This is a genomic window from Paraburkholderia sprentiae WSM5005 (assembly GCF_001865575.2).
In the GTDB taxonomy this organism is placed as follows: domain Bacteria; phylum Pseudomonadota; class Gammaproteobacteria; order Burkholderiales; family Burkholderiaceae; genus Paraburkholderia; species Paraburkholderia sprentiae.
Window position 1 is genome coordinate 639,013 of sequence record NZ_CP017562.2, and the last position, 17,920, is coordinate 656,932.

Sequence of the window (17,920 nt, forward strand, 5' to 3'; positions counted from 1 at the left end):
CAGCCAGCAAACGAGGCCTTCCTCCCTGAGAACAGGAAGGAAGGCGCTTGCCGCTATCAGGCCGGATCAGCGTACTTCAGCGTCCACGACAGCTTGCGGGTGGCGCCGCCCGTCAACGCGAACGGGTTCGTCGTACACGCGAAATTGGAGTGCAGCTGCCCAATCGGCGTGGTCGACAGCGGGTTGGTTGCACCGTTCACCGTATCGAACTGCGACAGCGCGCAACTATCGAAACCCATGGCCGCGTAGTTCGTCGCGGGGCTATTCGTGTAGTTGACCGAGTAGCCGTCGCTATTCGCCGTCGTGTTCTGGAAGTCCGCGAACGACGTGTAGTCGGTTTCCACCGCGAGATTGCCCGTCAGCGTCCCCGAGCTCAGGGTATCGGTGCGCGTCATCGTGCCCTTGCTGAACGTCATCACCGTGTGCACCTGCAGGTCGAGATCCGTCGTGTACAGGGCGTTCTTGGCCGCTTGTCTGAACTTCGCGGTGTCGAACGTGACGACCACCTGGCCATTGGTTTCCTGCACGTTCAGGTTCTTGTAGTACGTGACCGGAATATAGGTTTTGCCGTTGTAGGTGACCTGCGGAATCAGCAGCGCATAGCCGAGGTCCGTCGTGCCGTACGCGAGGTTGTCCGAGGACGGCGCCGGATAGTACGGCGTGTACGAGTTGTAATCGGGCGCCTGGCTCAGGTTGAGGTTGATCACGCGCTTGCCGTCGCGCACGGTGATGAGCGCGGCGCTATACGGATGCGCGGTATCGGTCGGCTGGTTGTACCAGGTCAGCGTGTAGTGCGGCAACGCGTCGAGGTAGGCCTGCATGTCGGTATCCGACAGCGGCGCCTTGCCGTTGAAACCCAGTTTGTCCCACCACGCGTTGACGTACATGTACTGATGCAGCAGGCTGAAGTTTTCGCCCATCACGCGCGGCTTGCCGCGATACGAGTCGGTGCCGCGGCCCTTGACCCACATGTTGACCGACGGCGTCGGCAGCGTCGGGTCGTACCAGAAGTTGCTGAAGCGCAGAGCCGACTTGTAGATGTACGTATAGGCGACCTTCATTTCCTGATCAGTCAGCACGCCGGCATTGGCCGCCGCGGTCAGCACTTCCATGAAAGCCGAGTCGCCGTACGGGCCGATCGAGCGGCCATAGTTGAAGCCCTCGCCGTTGGTATTGAGCTGCGGAAGAATCAGGTTGACCGAGTTGCGCAGATACGATTTCAACTCCGGCGTCAGGTTCGCCTGATTGCCCATTTCCAACGTGCGCTCGGTCACTTCGCCGATCAGCAACGTGCTGTAGCGGTCGTATCGTGCCTGGTCGTAATAGGTCGTATGGGTGTTCGACGCTTCGTCGGAGAAGCCGCCCGACGAGTCATTGCGGATGTGCTTCGTCAGCGTGTACAGCAGCGCGTCGCGCGCGTTCATCGTGGCCACGGTCGCGTCGGTGGTCGATGAGAACGTCGGGTTGCTCCAGCCGAGCTTCTGCCGCAACCCCGCGATGCCATACGACACCGCGTAGTAGTTCTGCGCGGTATTGAGCGACGCGACATCGATCGGCGTGCCGGCGGCGGGGCAGGTATCGGTCTTGCCGCTCGCATCCGCGCCGAACATGTCGCAGAAGTTCAGTCGTGCCTGCAGCGTCTTCAGCATCGCGTCGCTGAACACCTCATTGAGCATGCCGTGAGCCTGGAAATTGTTGAGCGCGACCAGGTAGTAGTACTCGCCCCAGGACGTATTCGCATACGTGTAGTTGGAGCCGGTCATCTGCGTCATCATCGCGATCGTGATTTTCTGGTACGTCGCCAGATAGTCGGCGTAGGCCGGATCGCCTTTCGTTTTCATGTCGATCAGGATCCACGACAAACCGAGCGCGAGCTTGCCGGGCAGGAATTTGTCGCCGGTGTTCGTATCAAGCACGTGGACCGGGCTGCCGTCGCCGAGATCCATCACGACCTGGGTGAAATCGGACGATTTTCTGATCAGATCGAACAGCGCTCGCATTTGCCCCATCATCGTGATCGGAACGCCCGCGCCGGTCGGTACGCTGGTATCGGCCGCGCCATAGACGATTCCGTGCAGCGAAATGGCGCCGTTTTTCGAAGGATCGGGCGTGGGGGCGGGTGAGTTCGTGGGCGAGTTGCCGGCGGAAGAGGACGAGGCGTCGTTCACGCCGTCGCCGCAGGCGCTGAATAAAAGCGCGGTGGCGGCACTCAGGGCAAAGGCAAGCGTAGTTTTCTTCGATGAAAGCATTTTTGTCTCCGAAATTTTTATTTAAATGTCGGTCTGATTAACCTTTTTCGAATGTAGGTGATTATCCTTTTTAGCGGGTCAATATTAAATCAACCGTGACGCGCAAGGATAATCCGGCACTGACGATAACATCAGTCGTCAGATAACCGGAGACCGCCAGAAAGGCGCGGTCCTGCAGCGTCGAACCGCGGCCCCCTAAGTAATGGCTAGCTTTGGGGCCGTGGGCCTTAGCCACGTGCTCTGTAAGACATAGGAGATCATATCTCAATGCACTTTGCAAGCGCCGTCAAATACCATCGAATCGCGATCCACTTGCGGCCAAATTGGAATGGCGGGATATTTGGCTACGTGATTCCCGTTTTGAACATGGTCCTGAAGCGTGAGTCTCGAGGCGATGCCAAGGCGATTATCGAGCCGATTAATTGTTTGAAATTTAGTTAGATTCACGAAGCATTTGATGGTCGCGCTGTCGAAGGATTGCTTTCGTCTCCATGCTTGCTTCCTTCAAAAACGATTACACGGTGGGCTGTTTCGTGGTTTCGGGTCGTTCAAGTTAAACGTTTTCCCGACGGATCGTCGCGATGTCGGGAGCAGAAATTTAGCTCGTAGTCCTAGTAATCCTGGGTCGATGCGGCGGTGCCGAGCGCCTCATTTTCACCTGCTCGCCGGCCATCGGATAAGATACGGCCCGCCATGGATTTTTTAGGACCGAAGGAGTCGTTTCAATGATCGAACCGAGCAACGTTTTCAAGGATAATCTCGCCAGAATGCCGGCGATCGACGGCATCGCGCGCATCGATCTAGTCAACGGCAACGGTGCCGTGGTCGCTAGCATCGAGAACAAACCGGGCAAGCAAGGCTCGCTCGCGGTGTACAACCACCTGCGCAGCGCATTCGGCACGCTCGACGCGAAGGCGGCCGCATACGGCCTCGCACTGTTCGCCGAGCATACGACCGATGCCCGCAACCGTCCGGGCGCGCATCCGAACGTCGACCACCTGCTGGCGATTGCCGCTGGCGGCGAGGCATTGCGCCTCGACGTTGTGCCGGCAGCGTAAGGCCGCTCAAAGCCTTTTTCGCTTCGCAAGGTATACGTTTTCCCTCCCGCTGCCGCGAATCCGACGCCTCCGCCGACCCGGATTCGTGGCTCATCAGCGCTGGTTGCTCGGCAAAAACCCTTGCTTTTCTCGAACCGTCGGATTGGTTTCATATTCGGCCGCTGTTCGGCAAATTGAAACGCGGGAGGCCGGCGCACACTCGGTTCGTCCCGTCGCGCATAGCGCGCTTTTCCGTCAGGAGCCTCGGATGTCTACCCGTCACAACAATCGCCGCCGGTTCGACGCCGACCTGCCGGAATTCACCACCTCGGAAGGCGATCAGCCGACACCGGGCGCTAACGACGACGCGATGCGCGTACTGCAACGCGGTTCCGAAGCCATCGTGCGTCTCGCCACTCAGGCGCACGCGGCCGTCGCCCGCAGCGACGAAGCGGCCGCGCAGGCCGCGCGCCAATCGCTCGAAACGCAGCTGACCTTCACCACCGCGCTGATCGACGAACTGCTGTTCGGTGCGCCCGAGCGATCCACGCTGCACTGACTGCCTACGCGGCAGCATCACCGTACCCACCCGTCGTCCCGACGTTCCGGAAACCGACATGAGCGCTTTGACCGTCATTCTTTGTATCTGGGCCATGGTCGCGCTTTGCGCGGTCCTGTTGATCCGCGGAGCGAGTCCGCGCGTCGAGCGTGAGGCGAAACCGCCGCGTGCTCGTGCGTCGCGCTATTCGATCGCGGAGTAACACGCGCTGCCAACCACGCGGAACCAACGGGGTAACATGAGGAACGCCGGCCGGCACCGCCGACGTTCCCCCGGAGGTTCTGCTATGGACACCCATTCGATTCTCGGCATGTTGCACGCCGAAGAGGCTTTGCTGGTCTCTATCGTGCGGTCGCTGCCTGACGATATCAAGCGCAGCATCGCCAACGATTTTCACGAGCAGGCGCAACTCGCCGAAAGCTCGCCTCTGAATTCCACCACGAACCGCGAAACGAGCGACGCGTTCAAAGCCCACGTCCGGCGCCTGTCCAACATGCTCGCTTCGTTGTCTTGATCAGGTCGACGTTTCGGCGGCAGAGTCGAACATCCGACCTGCCGCGGAAGACGTCGCTCGCCGTTTCGGCTTTGCAACACGCCGGTCTCCGCGACTCGGCGCGAACTCGTCGCATGACGTGACCCCGCCATTTTTCCCGTGCTTGCGGGCGAATCCGAAGTCGCGGCGGCGCCGCGTAAACGGGCGCTTGCGCGCCGGCTGGCGGGCTGCGAAGATCACGCTAACGCCGCTGTCGTTTCAGATCCGCACTAGACGATCCGCGTCCGCCGCACCAGGGAATTCCATGTTAGCGTCGAGCCCATTTCCCGCATTGCTGCACCACGCGAGCCTGTGGCTGCAAGGCTATGCACTGGTGCTCGTCGTGATGGGCCTCTGCGCGTTGCTCGAGCGTCGCTGGCCGGCCGCGTTGCTGCAGTCGCGCGCGGACCAGCGTTTGAACCTGGCGTACGCCGGCCTGTATCTGGCGCTGGCGGAAGCCACCAAGCCGCTGACCGCGGCCGCGAGCGTCGCGATCGTGAATGCGCTCGGCGGCGGCATGGTCGCGCTGGTGTCGCGCGGGTGGGGCGCGCTCGCTTCGTTCGTGATCGTGCTGCTGACCATCGATTTCCTCGAATACGCGTTTCATCGCTTGCAGCACACGTGGCCCATCCTATGGAAGCTGCATTCGCTGCACCATAGCGCGGTGGATTTCAACGTGACGATCACGTTGCGGCATCATTGGATAGAAGTGCTGCTCAAGGGCTGCCTGGTTTATCCGCTCGTCGGCGTACTGTTCAAGGTCGAGCCGTGGATCGTCGGCGCGACGTCGATCGTGTTCATGTTCGGCAACTACTTCGCGCATCTGAATCTGCGCGTGGACCTCGGCCGCTACGTCACATGGGTCAACAATCCGCAGTATCACCGTCTGCATCACTCGATTCGCGGCGAGCATGTCAATCACAACTTCACGCAGCTGTTGCCGATGTGGGATCACGTATTCGGCACGCGCTGGGTGCCCGCGAAGCACGAATGGCCGCCCACCGGTCTCGACGATGGCACGCAACCGCGCTCGCTGCTCGGCGCGTTCAGCTGGCCGTTGGGGCAGCACGCGGGACGCGATGCGTTACCGGCTCGCAAGCCGGTCGCCGTGCTCGACAAGGAAGCGAAATAGCGCTGGTTAAGCGGGTTGTGCGCCACGCACCGCCTTGCCGCCCAAGAGCGACACGATCAGCGTGGCCATCACGAGCACGCACAACGCCGCGCGCAAGCCGAGCACGCCAGCGCCGAAACCGATCAGCGGCGGCCCGACCAGAAAGCCCGCATAGCCGAAGGTGGCCGCCATCGACACGCCGACCGCGGGCGTTGCGCTCGAACGACCCGCCGCGCTGAAAATCACCGGCACGATATTCGCGAGACCGATGCCGACCATCGCGAAGCCGACGCACGCGGTCAGCACGGTGGGCAGACTCAGCACGAGCGCGAGTCCCGCGAGCGCGATCAGACCGCCGAGCGCGACGACCTTGCTCGAACCGAAGCGTCGCACCGACGCATCGCCGGCGATCCGGCAGGCCGCCATCGAAAACGCGAACGCGGAGTAGCCGATCGCAGCGACGCTCGCTTGCTGGTTCAAGGTGGAGCGCAAGTACACCGCGCTCCAGTCGGCCACCGCGCCTTCGACGAGCATGCACATGAACGCGAGCAGCGCCAATTTCATCACGCTGCTGTCCGGCCATGCGAAGCCGCTCGACGCGGCGGCCGCGCGCGGACCGATATCGCGCAACGCCAACGACGCGGCGACAACGAGCAGGGCTGCGATGAACAGATCGGGCGCGAGCAACCCGCCCACGACGCCGATGCCGGCTTTCTGCAGCACCGCGCCGCTCGCCGCGCCAAGCAGGCCGCCCGCGCTCCACGCGGCATGAAACGACGACATGATCGGCGCGCGCCAGCGGGTTTCGATCGCGCTCGCATGTCCGTTCATCGACACGTCGAGCGCGCCGTTCGACGCGCCGAGCGCAAACAGCACCACGCACAACATCAGCATGCCGGGCGCGACGCCGGGCAAGGGCAGCGCGATCGCGAATGCCGCGCCGAGTAGCGCGGTCGCGCGGCCGCTGCCGACGCGCGGCGCGAGCTGTCCCGCGAGCGGCATCGCCACGATGGCGCCGAGCGCGAAGCAGAACAGCGCGATGCCGAGCGAGGTATCGTCAAGCCCCAGGCTTTCCTTGATGCGGGGCACCTCGACCGCCCATGCACCGATGCCGAAACCGTTGGCGAGAAAGACGGCGAGCGTCGCGATGCGTTCCCTGGCGAGTGGGTTCATGGGCGTGCCACCATCACGTTGTCGCACACTGCCCGGAGGCTTGCGACACGAGCACCCGGCACGTCCGCTTCGACGAACAGATAATCGACCGCCGACACCGGCGCTACCGCGAACCGCCCCGCGGTCATCAGCTTTTCCGAAGTCAGCGCGATGGCGAGCTGGCCACTCGCTTTGACCATCGCGCGTTTCAGTTCGGCATCCTCCGCGTCGAACGCGGCGACGCCTTCGTCGGGATCGAAGGCGCAGGCGCCGAGAAAACAGAGGTCCGCGCGAATCTGCTGGATTTGCAGCAGGGCGGTCGCACCGAGCGAGCCCGCCGCGCCGCTTGCGATGCGGCCGCCGACCAATATCACGTCGAGCCCCGGGCGATTCAGCAGGCGCGCGCAGGCCTCGGGCGAATTCGTGACGACGGTCAAGCCGGCGTTCTCGGGTAACGCTGCCGCGATCGCGACGTTCGTCGAGCCGGCGTCGAGCAGCACGATCTGCTTCGGACGAACGATCGATACGGCCGCCGCGGCAAGGCGTGCCTTGCGATCGACGGCTTCGTGCATGCGCACCGCCGCGGGTTTGTCGGCGGGCGACATCAGCAATGCACCGCCGTATACGCGCTTGCAGTGGCCCTGGTCCGCGAGATCGCGCAGATGACGGCGCACCGTGTGCTCGGAGGTCTGCAGCTCGGCGGCAAGCTCGGCTGCGAGCACGCGACCATGCGTGCGCAATCGCTCCAGAATCAGCGCTTCGCGCTGGTCGGGCAGTAGCCCGTTGATCGCTTCTTCTCGGGTTCGCTGCATGGGGCTCGTCTCCGTTCCGGGTAAACCGATCATAACCGAGCAAAACATAGCGTAAACGATCTGACGATGCAAGCGGCGCGATACGGCTGTCCTGATCTCACGCGGCGCCGTTCAGTTCCGGTCGTGAGCCGCGGGCGAAAACCAGCCGGTCGAGCAGCCATACCGCGACGAGCGTCGCGCCCATCAGCGGGAACAGGATGCCGAGCAGCACGAGGCCGGCCTTCCAGCCGCGCATCGGCGGCGCGCCGCGCTCGCGCGACGGTGCGCCGAGCGAGCGTTGCGGTCGACGTTTCCACCACATCACGAAGCCGGTCACAGCAAGCGCGGCGAGGCCGAGCGAAATGGCCGCGCACACTATCTGGTTCGCGACGCCGAAGAACCGACCCATATGCAACGACGTGCCGTACGACACGGCTTTCGCGATCGCGCCGTAATCGCCGTAGCGAATGTCCCGCAGGATTGCGCCGCTGTATTGGTCGACGTACAGCGTGCGTTCATCTTGCGGATTCGCGGGGAAATAGGAAAGCGTGTAGACGCCGGTTGCCGAATCCGGCAGCACGATGCTGTAGCCGTTCGTGAGGTCGAGCGACGCGGCGAGCGCGACGATAGCGCCGAGCGACAGCGGCCGTGCCGCAGCGGTGGCGACGGAAGACGGCACACGCGCGTTGCCCGCGGCCCACGGCTTCAGCGGCAACGGCAGGTCGTCCATGACCATGCCGGGCATCGAGTCCATGTCGGCGTGGTCCGCTTGCGCTCCCGGCACGCTGGAGCGCAACGGCAAGCCGCCCCACGCGCCCGGCGGCGCGCCGAGCTTCGTCGCGGTCGCGAACGCCTTGAACTGCTTGCCCCACGAGCCGGTCCACGGCAGACCCGTCAATACGAACGCAAGTGCGCCGAGCGCGAGCCAGATGCCGATCACCGCGTGAAGGTTTTTCCACAGCGGGCGTCCTCTCAGCGCCAGGCGCGGCAGCAGCGAGGCGGGCGCGGTCGTCTTGCCGCGCGGCCACCACAGTGCGATGCCGGTGCCGATCATCACGAGCGTCCAGCATGCTGCCAGTTCCATCAGCAGTTCGCCGGGCTTGCCGAGCAGCAACTTGCGATGGAGCATGCGATCCACCTGCATCAAGCGATGCTCGACGCTCAGCGTGCCCAGCACGTCGCCGTTGTACGGATTCAGATAGACGCTCTGCTGCGTGCGGTCCGCGAGACGAAACACGAATTCGGCGCTGCGTTGCGGATCGCGCGTGATCACGGCGGTCGTCGCGACCGAGCCGGGCGGCATCGCCGCGCGCGCTTTCGCGAGCAACACGTTGTCGGGCAGCCTCGGCACTGCTTGCGGTGCGACGATCATTTGCTGTCGATAAAGCAGCGGTTCGAGCTGCGGCTGAAAGCAGTACAGCGTGCCGGTGATCGCAAGCACGAGTAGAAATGGCATCACGAAGAGGCCCGCGTAAAAATGCCAGCGCCATAGTGTTCGATAACCTGGATGTGCGGGGCCGCTCGTCGCGGCAAGTGTCGTACTGTTTTGCGGCCGCGTGCGTTCGGCGGTTCGAGTCGTGGACATGAAATCCTCGTCGGGCAAATGGGGCGATGCGTTCGTGTGCGACAAGCGGTTCGCAGCGTGTTGCGCCTTGCTCAGAGATGCAGCTTCGCTTCGACATAAAACGTGCGGCCGGGATACGGGTGGTAGACGAAGTACCGCGCATCGAACAGGTTGTCGACGCCGATGCCGATTTCGCTGAGCTTCGTCGGCTTGAACGTGAACTTCGCGTCGGCGACCGTGTAGGTGCTGGTGCCGCCGAACACGTTGGGATTTGTGTCGGTATTCGTCAGCGTGTTGTACTGGCGACCCGAGTAACGTGCTGCAAGCGTCAGCGCGGCGCGCGCGTCGAAGTGCCAGGTCGCGGCGAGCGTCGCGCGCCACAGCGGAATGCGGTAAAAGTACTTGCCGACCGAGGCCGGATTCTGCGCGTTCTCGAGAATCTTCGACTGCGTGTAGGCGACGCTCGCCAGCAGATCAAGGTTGTGCACGAACACGTCCTCGCCCGAATAGCTCGTTTCGACGCCGCGCGAGCGGACCTTGCCGATGTTCTGGAAGTTCGTCACGTTCGGCATCACGGTGGTGTCGGTCTGGCTGAAGATCGTGTTCTTCACGTCGTCCTGAAACAGCGACAGGCGGAACACGCCATTCCAGTGCGCCCATTCGGCGCTCAGCTCTTTCGACAGGTCGTCTTCGGGCTGCAGATGCGGATTGTTGTTGACGATCGCGGAGCCATTGATTTGCCCCTGGAACAGTTCGCTCGCGGTCGGGAAGCGATAAGCGCGACCGATCGATGCGTGTAAAGTCAGATCGTCGCTGACATCGAACGATAACGACGCCTTCGGCGAAAAGCGACGCTGACTGGCGTTGCCGTAGGCGATGGTCGTGCCCGGCAGCGACTGCGCGCCATCGTAGGCCTGCCAGTCTTCATAGCGCACGCCGAAGACGAGCCTCCAGCGCGGCACCAGGCGCCACGCGTCCTGCGCATACAGGGCCTGCGTCTGGGTCTTGCCGGTGAATGCGTTGGCGAACGAGGTCGGGTCGCCGTCACGCCAGTCCAGCGTGTTGTACGTCTGGTTGTCGACGAAGTAGTTGTCGTAGTGGTAGCCGAAGCTCAGTGTGTGATTGCGTGGTCCTGCCTGATCGATCGTGGGCGTATAGGTCCCGCGCAGGTCCAGCGTTTTCCAACCGGTGCCGTCGCCGAACAGCACGGTGCCGGGACCATGGCCGGGGTCGCCGGCATTCGCGGTGCGTGCGACGCTATTGCCGATGTCGTAATACGATGCGATCGCCTCGCCGTTCCAGCCGGTCGCGTTGCGCGTTTTCAGCGATACGCCGTAGAGCCAGTTCTCGCTGTGCCCGAGACTCGGCGCAAACGCGGCCGCCGGAATCGTGTAGTGATTACCGTCGATCGACACGTTGCCGCTGTACACGGCGTTGCCGTCCGCGTCGCGCAGGAACGTCGAGGTTTCGCTGCTGTACGTCTGATGCCAGTAGCCGAGCGTGAAGCCGGCCTGCAGTGTCGGCGTGAAGTCGTACTGCATCTTCAGCTTGAACTGGTCCTGCACCGTGTGCTCGATGCCTTCGCCGTTCACGCCGAGCACGGCCGTCGGCGTATTGGTCTGGTTGCGGTAGAAATAGGCGCCGGTGACGGGCGTGTCGCCGGCCTTTGCGGGCGTGGTCGATTGCGCGAGCGTCGCGAATTGCAGCGGCTGACTCGTGTTCTCGAGATGATTGACGCCGAGCCGGTAAGAGAACTTGCCGATCCTGTCGCCGATCGACGCACTCGCTTCGCTGCCGTTGAAACTCCGGTTCACGCCGAACAGGCTGAAGTGCTGCGTGAATGCCTTGACGTCGACGCTCGCTTCGAACCGCTTCGGCATGCGCGTGCCGATCAGCACGGTCGCGCCGAGCGAATTGCCCGGATACAGCGCGGAAAACGGCCCGTAGATGACGTCGACCTGCTGGATTTCGTCCGGATCCACCATCGACCAGCGCGGCGGAAACGAATAGCTATTGCCGAGCAGATCGCTCAGCAGCAAGCCGTCCGCATAGACGAGACCGCGCGCGCTCTGCGTATTGCTCGTGCCGCGTACCGCGATGATCGAATTCAGGTCGCCGATAAAGCGCTTGCGCACCGCCAGGTTCGGCAGGTACTTGAGCACGTCCTCGCTGTCGACGACGTTCCAGTTCGCGAACTGATCGCGCGTGACGGTTTCGACGGAGGCGGGGAGATTCGGGTCGACGGCACGCGGTGCGGCGCTCTTGCTTGCGCTCGCATTGACGCTGACGGCGGGCAGGATTGCGTCGGTGTTGGCGTCGGCCGCTTGCGCGGAGCTTGCGATGAAAGCCGGCACGCAAGCCGGCACGAGCGCGGACCAACGAACGGGACGACGACCCGCGCGATGAGCGCAATAAACAGCGTCACGACGGACGCAAGACAGCCTTCGCAGCGCGAAGTTGAACATGAGCGTTTCCTCGATGCATTGAACAGGCGATCGCAGGCCTCGTCGACATCAGCGACGAATCCGCGATCAGGACCGGCAGCGATCAGGAAACGACAGGTGGGGCGCGTGGACGTCCAGACGGGAACGCGCCAAGCGGCGTGAAGCGGGTGGACAGCGTGGGCGGCGCGGTGCCGGCAAGCGGCAGCGCGGCCGTGGGGTCGACGACGGCGAGCATCGGCATCGCGACGTGATGTTCGAGCAGATGACAGTAGCCGCAGGCGCCGAATGCATCGTCGTGGCTCAGGTGCACGGGCGCGGGGCTGGTTTGAGCGGCGACGCTTGCATTGCTCGTATCGCTCGCGCCGGCCGGATGAAGCGCCGAACAGAGCGCGGCAACCGGCTCGTGGGCGCGGCCCGATTCGAGCAACTGACTCACGAGCGGCGCGAACACGACGAGCCACATGGCGACGAGGCCAAGCCATGCGGTCAAGTGGTTGTGCGAGCGTCGAGTCATGATCGTCGAAGAAAAGGCGGGGGCGATTCTAGCATCACGGCGCGATCATTTCATTCGTCATGACGGCTATAGCGGCGGATTAGACGGGGAAAATGCGCTTATTTCGGGGCGCTGACACGCAGGCGAATCACTTATGCTGTGAAATCGCCCGAACTGCGCGTATCGGAACAACAGCGCAACAACGCAACGGCGGCGCGACCGCTGCACAACCACGCCGCTGAAACATCGCCACGACAGATGACACCCACGCAGACGTCTGCTTCTCCGATCGCCGACATTAATCGGCGAGCCGTGTCGTTATGTGCGGCCGGACAGTTCGCCGACGCATTGCCGCTCGTCGCGCCGCTGCTCGAAGATGGCACCTTGCCGAACGATCAGCGCGCCGAGGCGTTGAACATCGCCGGCACGTGCTCGTTCGCGCTGCTTCGGTGGACGGACGCGGAGAACTATTGGCGTCAGTGCCTGTATCTGAAGCCCGATTACGCGGACGTCTACGCGAGCCTCGGCTCGCTGTTCAGAACGCTCGGCCGCCTGTCGGCCGCGAAATCGACGTATCGGCAACTGGTGTCGCTGCGCCCGCTCGACGCGAACGCCCATCATCAACTCGGCAACGTGCTGCACGGGCTCGGCTACCGCGCTGAAGCGGAGGCGGCGTATCGGCAGGCGGTGACGCTTTGCCCCGAGCATGCCGAGGCGCATTGCAACCACGGCAGTGTACTGATCGAACTCGGGCGTCTCACGGAAGCCGACGCCGCGTTTCGCGAGGCACTGACTTTAAAGCCGCAGTATCCGGAAGCGCTCAATAACCTCGGCAGTGTGCTGAAGGCGACCCAGCGTCTCGCGGAAGCGGAGCTGGCTTGCCGGCTCGCGCTGGCTATCCGGCCCGAGTATGCGCAAGCGCATCTGAATCTCGGCGCGGTGCTAGTCGATCTCGATCGGCTCAGCGAAGCCGAGGCCGCGTACCGCGAAGCGCTCGTGCATCGCGCGGATTACGCCGAGGCGCATTACAACCTCGGCGTGGCGCTGTTCAGGCAGGAGCGTTTCGAAGAGGCCGAGCAGGCCTACCGCGACGCGATTCGCTGCCAGCCTGCGCTTGCCCATGCGCACAACAATCTCGGCTGCGTGCTGCGCGTGCGTGAGCGTTTTGCGGAAGCACTCGACGCGTTCCGGCAAGCGCTCGCGCTGTCGCCGCAACTCGCCGAGGCGCACTCGAACGTTGCCAACGCGCTGACGCAACTCGGGCGCCTGGCCGAGGCCGAAGGCGCGTATCGAAAGGCGATTGCTTTCAAGCCCGACTATGGCGAGGCACGTTTCGGCCTCGCCGTATTGCTGCTGGCCCTGGGCCGCTTCGAGGAGGGCTGGCGCCTGTATGAATGCCGCTATGAGCAGCCCCATTTCATTCATCGAAAGACGAAGGCGATGCTCGGTCGTCTGCAATGGACAGGCGAGCCGCTCGCAGGCAAGTCCCTGCTGCTGTGGCAGGAAGACGGCCTCGGCGACATGCTGCAGTTCAGCCGCTATGTGCCGTTGCTGAAGGCGCTGGGGGCCGTCCATATCGCGTTTGCGTGCGCGCCGGCGTTGCATCGGCTGGTCGCAAAGGTGGACGGCGTCGATGCGGTGCTCGATCACAACGGCGCGCTCGCGCGCGTCGCGGCCTACGATTACTGGACCAGTCTTCTTAGCGTGCCGTTGCATTCGGGTACGACGCTCGATACGATTCCGCGCCCGGTGCGGTTGAGCGTCGATGCCGCGCTCGTCGAATCCTGGCGCCCCGCGCTCGACGCGCTTCCGCTCGGCCACAGAGTCGGTCTGGTCTGGAAGGGCAACGCGAAGCATCATAACGACGCGAATCGTTCGATTCCGTCGCTCGCCACGCTCGCGCCGCTGTGGCGCGTGCCGGGTCTGAACTTCGTGAGCTTGCAGAAAGGGCAGGGTGAGGACGAAGCGCGCAATCCGCCGCTCGCGCAGCCGCTGCTCGACCTCGGCGCGCGCGTGACGGACTTCGCCGACAGCGCGGCGATCGTCGCGCAGCTCGATCTGGTGATCTGCGTCGACACATCGATCGCGCATCTGGCCGCGTCGCTCGGTAAGCCGTGCTGGGTGATGCTGCCCGACAGGGACGTCGATTGGCGCTGGATGCACGAGCGCAACGATTCGCCGTGGTATCCGCACACGCTGCGTCTGTTCCGGCGCGGGCCGGGCGAGGACTGGTCGAACTCGGTCGAGCGCGTGCGGCAGGCGTGCGTGGAGCGCTTCGGCGGCGCGCGATGAATTGTCGGCGCAGGTGATACGGCGACGCTTCATTTTGCGCGTCAACCGATCAAGTCGAAGCACTCAATACAGGCCGATGCTGACCGTGCGCGTTACGTCGACGACCGACAGCCGGATCGCGTCGATCAACGCCCGCGCGGCGGGCGACGGCGTGCCCGCCGCGCGCAGGGTCAGGCCGATGTCGCGCCTCGTGTTGTGCAGCGGTACGTCGAGCACCGTCAATTGGCCGGACTGGATCTCGTGATGCAACTGCTGCGCGGACAAGGCCGCCGCCATGTCGGTGCCGAGCAACAGACCGCGAATCACCGCGAGGTCGGCGGTCTCGACCGTCGGCAGGGGCGGCTTCACCTTCATCCGCTTGAATTGCGTTTCGAACAGCGCCCGCGCCGGCGCGTTGCTGCGCGGCAGAATCCATTGCGCGTCGCGCAGACCCATGATGGTCAGATTGCGCGCGCGGGTCAGCGGATGATCGCGGCGCACCAGCACCACCATGTCTTCCGACATCAGCCGCTCGTTTTTCAGGCCGCTCGCCGCGTCGTTATTGCGCAGCGCGCCGAGAATGAAGTCGATGTCGCCCGCGCGCAGACCGGCCACGAGCGTCTCGTACGCGCTTTCGTCGGTGATCACGCGCACGCCCGGATTCTCCGAAGTCATCCTCGCGATCGCCTTCGGCAGGATCAGCGTGCGTCCGAGCGGCAGCGCGCCGACCGTCACCGAGCCCTGAATCTTGCCGTGCAATGCGGCGACATCGTCGGGTACGTGCCGCAGTTCGTTCAGCGCGCGGCGTACGTGCAGCAGAAAAGTTTCCCCCTCGGCCGTCAACAGAATGCCGCGCGGGCTGCGATGGAACAGACTCAGCCCCGCGCCGCTTTCGAGCACCCGGATCGCCGTACTCACCGCGGGCTGACTGATGCCGAAGGTTTTCGCCGCGCTCGGCATATGCCGATGCCGCGCGAGCGCCACGAATAGTTGCAGCCGCCGCGTGTTGAGCAGATACGCCGGCAATGCGCCTTCCGCGACGGGCCGGCGGCGCGTCTGTCGCGCGGCGCACCATTGGGCGAGCTCTTCGAGTTCGGCGAAAATCCGCTCGCAGCGATGCAGCACCGCGCGGCCGACCGGGGTCGGCAGCATGCCCGAGGGACCGCGATCGAACAGCGGGACGTCCAGCGCCGACTCCAGTTCCTGCACGGACCGCGTGACCGCCGATTGCGCGCGAAACAGCGCGGCCGCCGCGCGCGTCGCGCTGCCCAGATCGGCGACGAGCCGGAACGCGCGCAGTTGCGCGAGATTGAGCAGGTCCGTGCTGCTGATCGACAGCGGCGCTTTGGCGGCCGCCTGGCGGGTTTCGGCGGAAAACGTGCCCTTGCTCACGCGGCGCCCGCGATCAGATGCAACGACGGCAGGGACAGATTCAGACTTTCCTTCGAGATATGGGTGTGCTCTTTCATCAACGCATCGACGCGCGCGCCTTCGCCTTTTTTCAGCGCGTCGACGATCGCATGATGCTGGCGATGCGCGTACAGCAGCATCATGAATTGCCGCTCGCGCGCGGATTCGTCGAATGCGATCGTGAACGGCGACACGAACGGGACCTTGTCGTTGAGACTGAGCGCGGCCGCGGCCGCGTGGTTTTGCGCCGCTTCGACGATCAGCGCATGGAAGCGGCCGTTCATCTGCGCGTAGCGTACGTCGTCGCCTGGCTGCAAATGCTTTTGCGCGAAAATCTCGTCGCCTTCGCGCAGGCAGTCGTCGAGCGCGGCGGCAAGCGCGGGGCTCATGCCGTTTTCGGCGACCGAGCGCGCGGCGAGTCCTTCGAGCACGCCGCGCACATCGATCGCGTCGAGGACGTCACGTACGCTGAAGCGGCGCACGACGTAACCGCGCGAGCCCGAGCGATCGAGCAGCCCTTCCGAGGACAGCACGCTCAACGCATAACGCAGCGGCGTGCGCGACACGCCGAGCCATTGCGCAAGCTGCGCTTCGACGAGACGCTGACCGGGCGACAGTTCGCCCGACAGGATCCTTTCGCGTAACGTCTGCACAATCGCTTGCTGGGTCGTCTCGTTCATCGTTTCATCGCTCGTCGGCAGCACCGCAGTATAGCCACGCGAGCAGCGCCGCTCCAAGCCTTAAAAAGTGCGTTGCGAGTTGTTTTCCGAGCCATCTGTTTTATTTATCGATGCCGATTCACGAGGGCAGGGCGGAAGGCTTGCGGCACGGGCTTTGGGATACCGAGTAAGCCCTGCGCGGCGCGGATCGCGGCGCGGGTTACCCGCTCGCTGAACGCCAGAACATGGCGTTCCTACCAATCAATCCCGCGCCACCTCACGTATACCCGGACTTCCCGAATCACGGCAAAATTTCTATCTTTGTATCCCAACACGGTCGCGTTGACCAGCGCATCGAATCCGGCGACCTATCCGATTGGCAGCAGCACGAAGTGACGGAAGAAAACGAATATGGCAAGGATCATTGGTGGTATCGGCACGTCGCATGTACCCACGATCGGGTTGGCGTACGACAAGGGCAAGCAGAACGAACCGGCATGGGCGCCGCTCTTCAAGGGCTACGAACCGGTGGCGCAGTGGCTGGCCGACCAGAAGCCCGACGTGATGGTGATGTTCTACAACGACCACGCGAACAGCTTCTTCTTCGACTGCTATCCGACGTTCGCGCTCGGCGTGTCGGCCAACCACGAATTCGCCGATGAGGGTGCGGGCAAGCGTCCGCTGCCGGACATCGCCGGTCATCCGGATCTCGCGATTCATATGGCCGAGCAACTGGTCGCCGACGAATTCGATCTGACCGTCTTTCAGGACCGCGCGCTCGATCACGGCTGCAATTCGCCGCTGTCGCTGATGCTGCCGCATCAGGGCGGCTGGCCGCTGTCGCTGGTGCCGTTCGAAGTCAACGTGCTGCAGTATCCGCTGCCGACCGCGAATCGCTGCTACCGGCTCGGCCAGGCGCTGCGTCGCGCGATCGAATCGTTCGAGCAGGATCTGAAGGTCGTGGTGGTCGGCACGGGCGGGCTGTCGCACCAGGTGCATGGCGAGCGCAGTGGTTTCAACAATACCGAATGGGACATGGAGTTTCTCGACCTTATCGTCAACGATCCGGAGCGCCTTGCCGCGATGAAACACGTCGACTACGTGCGCCTGGGCGGCGCGGAAAGCGTCGAGACGATCATGTGGCTCGCGATGCGCGGCGCGCTGGGCCGGAAGGTCCGCGAACTGCATCGTAACTACTATCTCGCGACCAGCACCGCGATGGCCGTGACGATCTACGAAGAACAGGTGGCCCCATGAATCCGCAACTGATTGGCGTCGAGGAACTGACCGGCACGTATCCGTTCGATATCCGCCAGAGCATGAAGGCGATGCGCCTGAACCGCTTTTTCTGGCAGATGCGCGAAGCGTCGGCGCGCGCGCTGTGGCTCGAAAACCGCACTGCCGCTTACGATGCGGCCGGCCTGACGCCGGAAGAACGCACGCTGGTCGACAACACCGACTGGATCGGTCTGATTCGTTACGGGGTGTCTTTCTTCGTGCTGGAGAAGTTCGCGCGCGTGGTGAAGATCACGAATCTCGGCGTGTACGCGAGCATGCGCGGCGAAACGCTCGAAGCGTTTCTGAAGACCCGTCAGGTGCCCGACGCCGTCTAAAGGTCGGGCGTCGAAGGCGTGCATCGAAGCAGCGC

At 63.7% G+C, this 17,920-nt stretch carries 16 protein-coding genes; 8 read left to right on the forward strand and 8 right to left on the reverse strand.

Annotated features, from left to right (window positions below):
• Positions 1–56: 56 nt before the first annotated feature.
• Positions 57–2,249, reverse strand: a complete 2,193-nt coding sequence (locus tag BJG93_RS19650) for a hypothetical protein (protein ID WP_027195973.1) — start codon at positions 2,247–2,249, stop codon at positions 57–59.
• A gap of 725 nt (positions 2,250–2,974) precedes the next feature.
• On the opposite strand from BJG93_RS19650, the gene BJG93_RS19660 reads away from it, so the two are divergent.
• From BJG93_RS19660 to BJG93_RS19680, 5 genes are all read left to right on the forward strand, one after another.
• On the forward strand, positions 2,975–3,307 hold the full coding sequence (locus BJG93_RS19660; RefSeq protein ID WP_027195974.1) for a DUF2322 family protein: 333 nt from the start codon (positions 2,975–2,977) through the stop codon (positions 3,305–3,307).
• Positions 3,308–3,554: 247 nt separating this feature from the next.
• Complete coding sequence (locus BJG93_RS19665; RefSeq protein ID WP_027195975.1) at positions 3,555–3,845, forward strand: hypothetical protein; 291 nt, start codon at positions 3,555–3,557, stop codon at positions 3,843–3,845.
• 58 nt (positions 3,846–3,903) lie between these two features.
• A complete protein-coding gene (locus BJG93_RS19670) occupies positions 3,904–4,047 on the forward strand; it encodes a hypothetical protein (protein ID WP_167544173.1) in 144 nt (47 codons plus the stop codon).
• An 84-nt stretch (positions 4,048–4,131) separates the two neighbouring features.
• Positions 4,132–4,359, forward strand: coding sequence for a hypothetical protein (locus BJG93_RS19675; RefSeq protein ID WP_027195976.1), 228 nt, complete (start codon positions 4,132–4,134; stop codon positions 4,357–4,359).
• Positions 4,360–4,642: 283 nt separating this feature from the next.
• Positions 4,643–5,509 carry a sterol desaturase family protein gene (locus BJG93_RS19680; RefSeq protein WP_027195977.1) on the forward strand — a complete coding sequence of 289 codons (867 nt, stop codon included), beginning with the start codon at positions 4,643–4,645 and terminating at the stop codon, positions 5,507–5,509.
• Positions 5,510–5,515: 6 nt separating this feature from the next.
• On the opposite strand, the gene BJG93_RS19685 is transcribed toward BJG93_RS19680, so the two are convergent.
• From BJG93_RS19685 to BJG93_RS19705, 5 genes are all read right to left on the reverse strand, one after another.
• Positions 5,516–6,661, reverse strand: a complete 1,146-nt coding sequence (locus BJG93_RS19685) for an MFS transporter (RefSeq protein ID WP_027195978.1) — start codon at positions 6,659–6,661, stop codon at positions 5,516–5,518.
• Positions 6,658–7,452, reverse strand: a complete 795-nt coding sequence (locus tag BJG93_RS19690) for a DeoR/GlpR family DNA-binding transcription regulator (RefSeq protein ID WP_027195979.1) — start codon at positions 7,450–7,452, stop codon at positions 6,658–6,660. The genes BJG93_RS19685 and BJG93_RS19690 overlap by 4 nt, the downstream gene beginning before the upstream one ends.
• A gap of 97 nt (positions 7,453–7,549) precedes the next feature.
• Positions 7,550–9,016 carry a PepSY-associated TM helix domain-containing protein gene (locus BJG93_RS19695; RefSeq protein ID WP_027195980.1) on the reverse strand — a complete coding sequence of 489 codons (1,467 nt, stop codon included), beginning with the start codon at positions 9,014–9,016 and terminating at the stop codon, positions 7,550–7,552.
• Positions 9,017–9,087: 71 nt separating this feature from the next.
• Positions 9,088–11,460, reverse strand: a complete 2,373-nt coding sequence (locus tag BJG93_RS19700; RefSeq protein ID WP_027195981.1) for a TonB-dependent receptor — start codon at positions 11,458–11,460, stop codon at positions 9,088–9,090.
• A gap of 82 nt (positions 11,461–11,542) precedes the next feature.
• On the reverse strand, positions 11,543–11,953 hold the full coding sequence (locus BJG93_RS19705; protein WP_027195982.1) for a DUF2946 domain-containing protein: 411 nt from the start codon (positions 11,951–11,953) through the stop codon (positions 11,543–11,545).
• 237 nt (positions 11,954–12,190) lie between these two features.
• Between BJG93_RS19705 and BJG93_RS19710 the strand changes: the two genes are divergently transcribed.
• Positions 12,191–14,224: a tetratricopeptide repeat protein gene (locus tag BJG93_RS19710; RefSeq protein ID WP_027195983.1), complete on the forward strand. Its 2,034-nt coding sequence runs from the start codon at positions 12,191–12,193 to the stop codon at positions 14,222–14,224.
• Between the two features lie 63 nt (positions 14,225–14,287).
• On the opposite strand, the gene BJG93_RS19715 is transcribed toward BJG93_RS19710, so the two are convergent.
• The gene (locus BJG93_RS19715) at positions 14,288–15,535 is read right to left on the reverse strand and encodes a LysR family transcriptional regulator (protein WP_034478618.1); all 1,248 of its coding nucleotides are present in this window, start codon (positions 15,533–15,535) and stop codon (positions 14,288–14,290) included.
• A gap of 56 nt (positions 15,536–15,591) precedes the next feature.
• Entirely contained in the window at positions 15,592–16,293 is a 702-nt protein-coding gene (locus BJG93_RS19720; protein ID WP_027195985.1) for a GntR family transcriptional regulator, read from the reverse strand.
• 390 nt (positions 16,294–16,683) lie between these two features.
• On the opposite strand from BJG93_RS19720, the gene BJG93_RS19725 reads away from it, so the two are divergent.
• Positions 16,684–17,529, forward strand: coding sequence for a gallate dioxygenase (locus tag BJG93_RS19725; RefSeq protein ID WP_027195986.1), 846 nt, complete (start codon positions 16,684–16,686; stop codon positions 17,527–17,529).
• On the forward strand, positions 17,526–17,885 hold the full coding sequence (locus BJG93_RS19730) for a protocatechuate 3,4-dioxygenase (protein ID WP_027195987.1): 360 nt from the start codon (positions 17,526–17,528) through the stop codon (positions 17,883–17,885). Before BJG93_RS19725 ends, BJG93_RS19730 begins: the two co-directional genes overlap by 4 nt.
• Positions 17,886–17,920 lie beyond the last annotated feature (35 nt).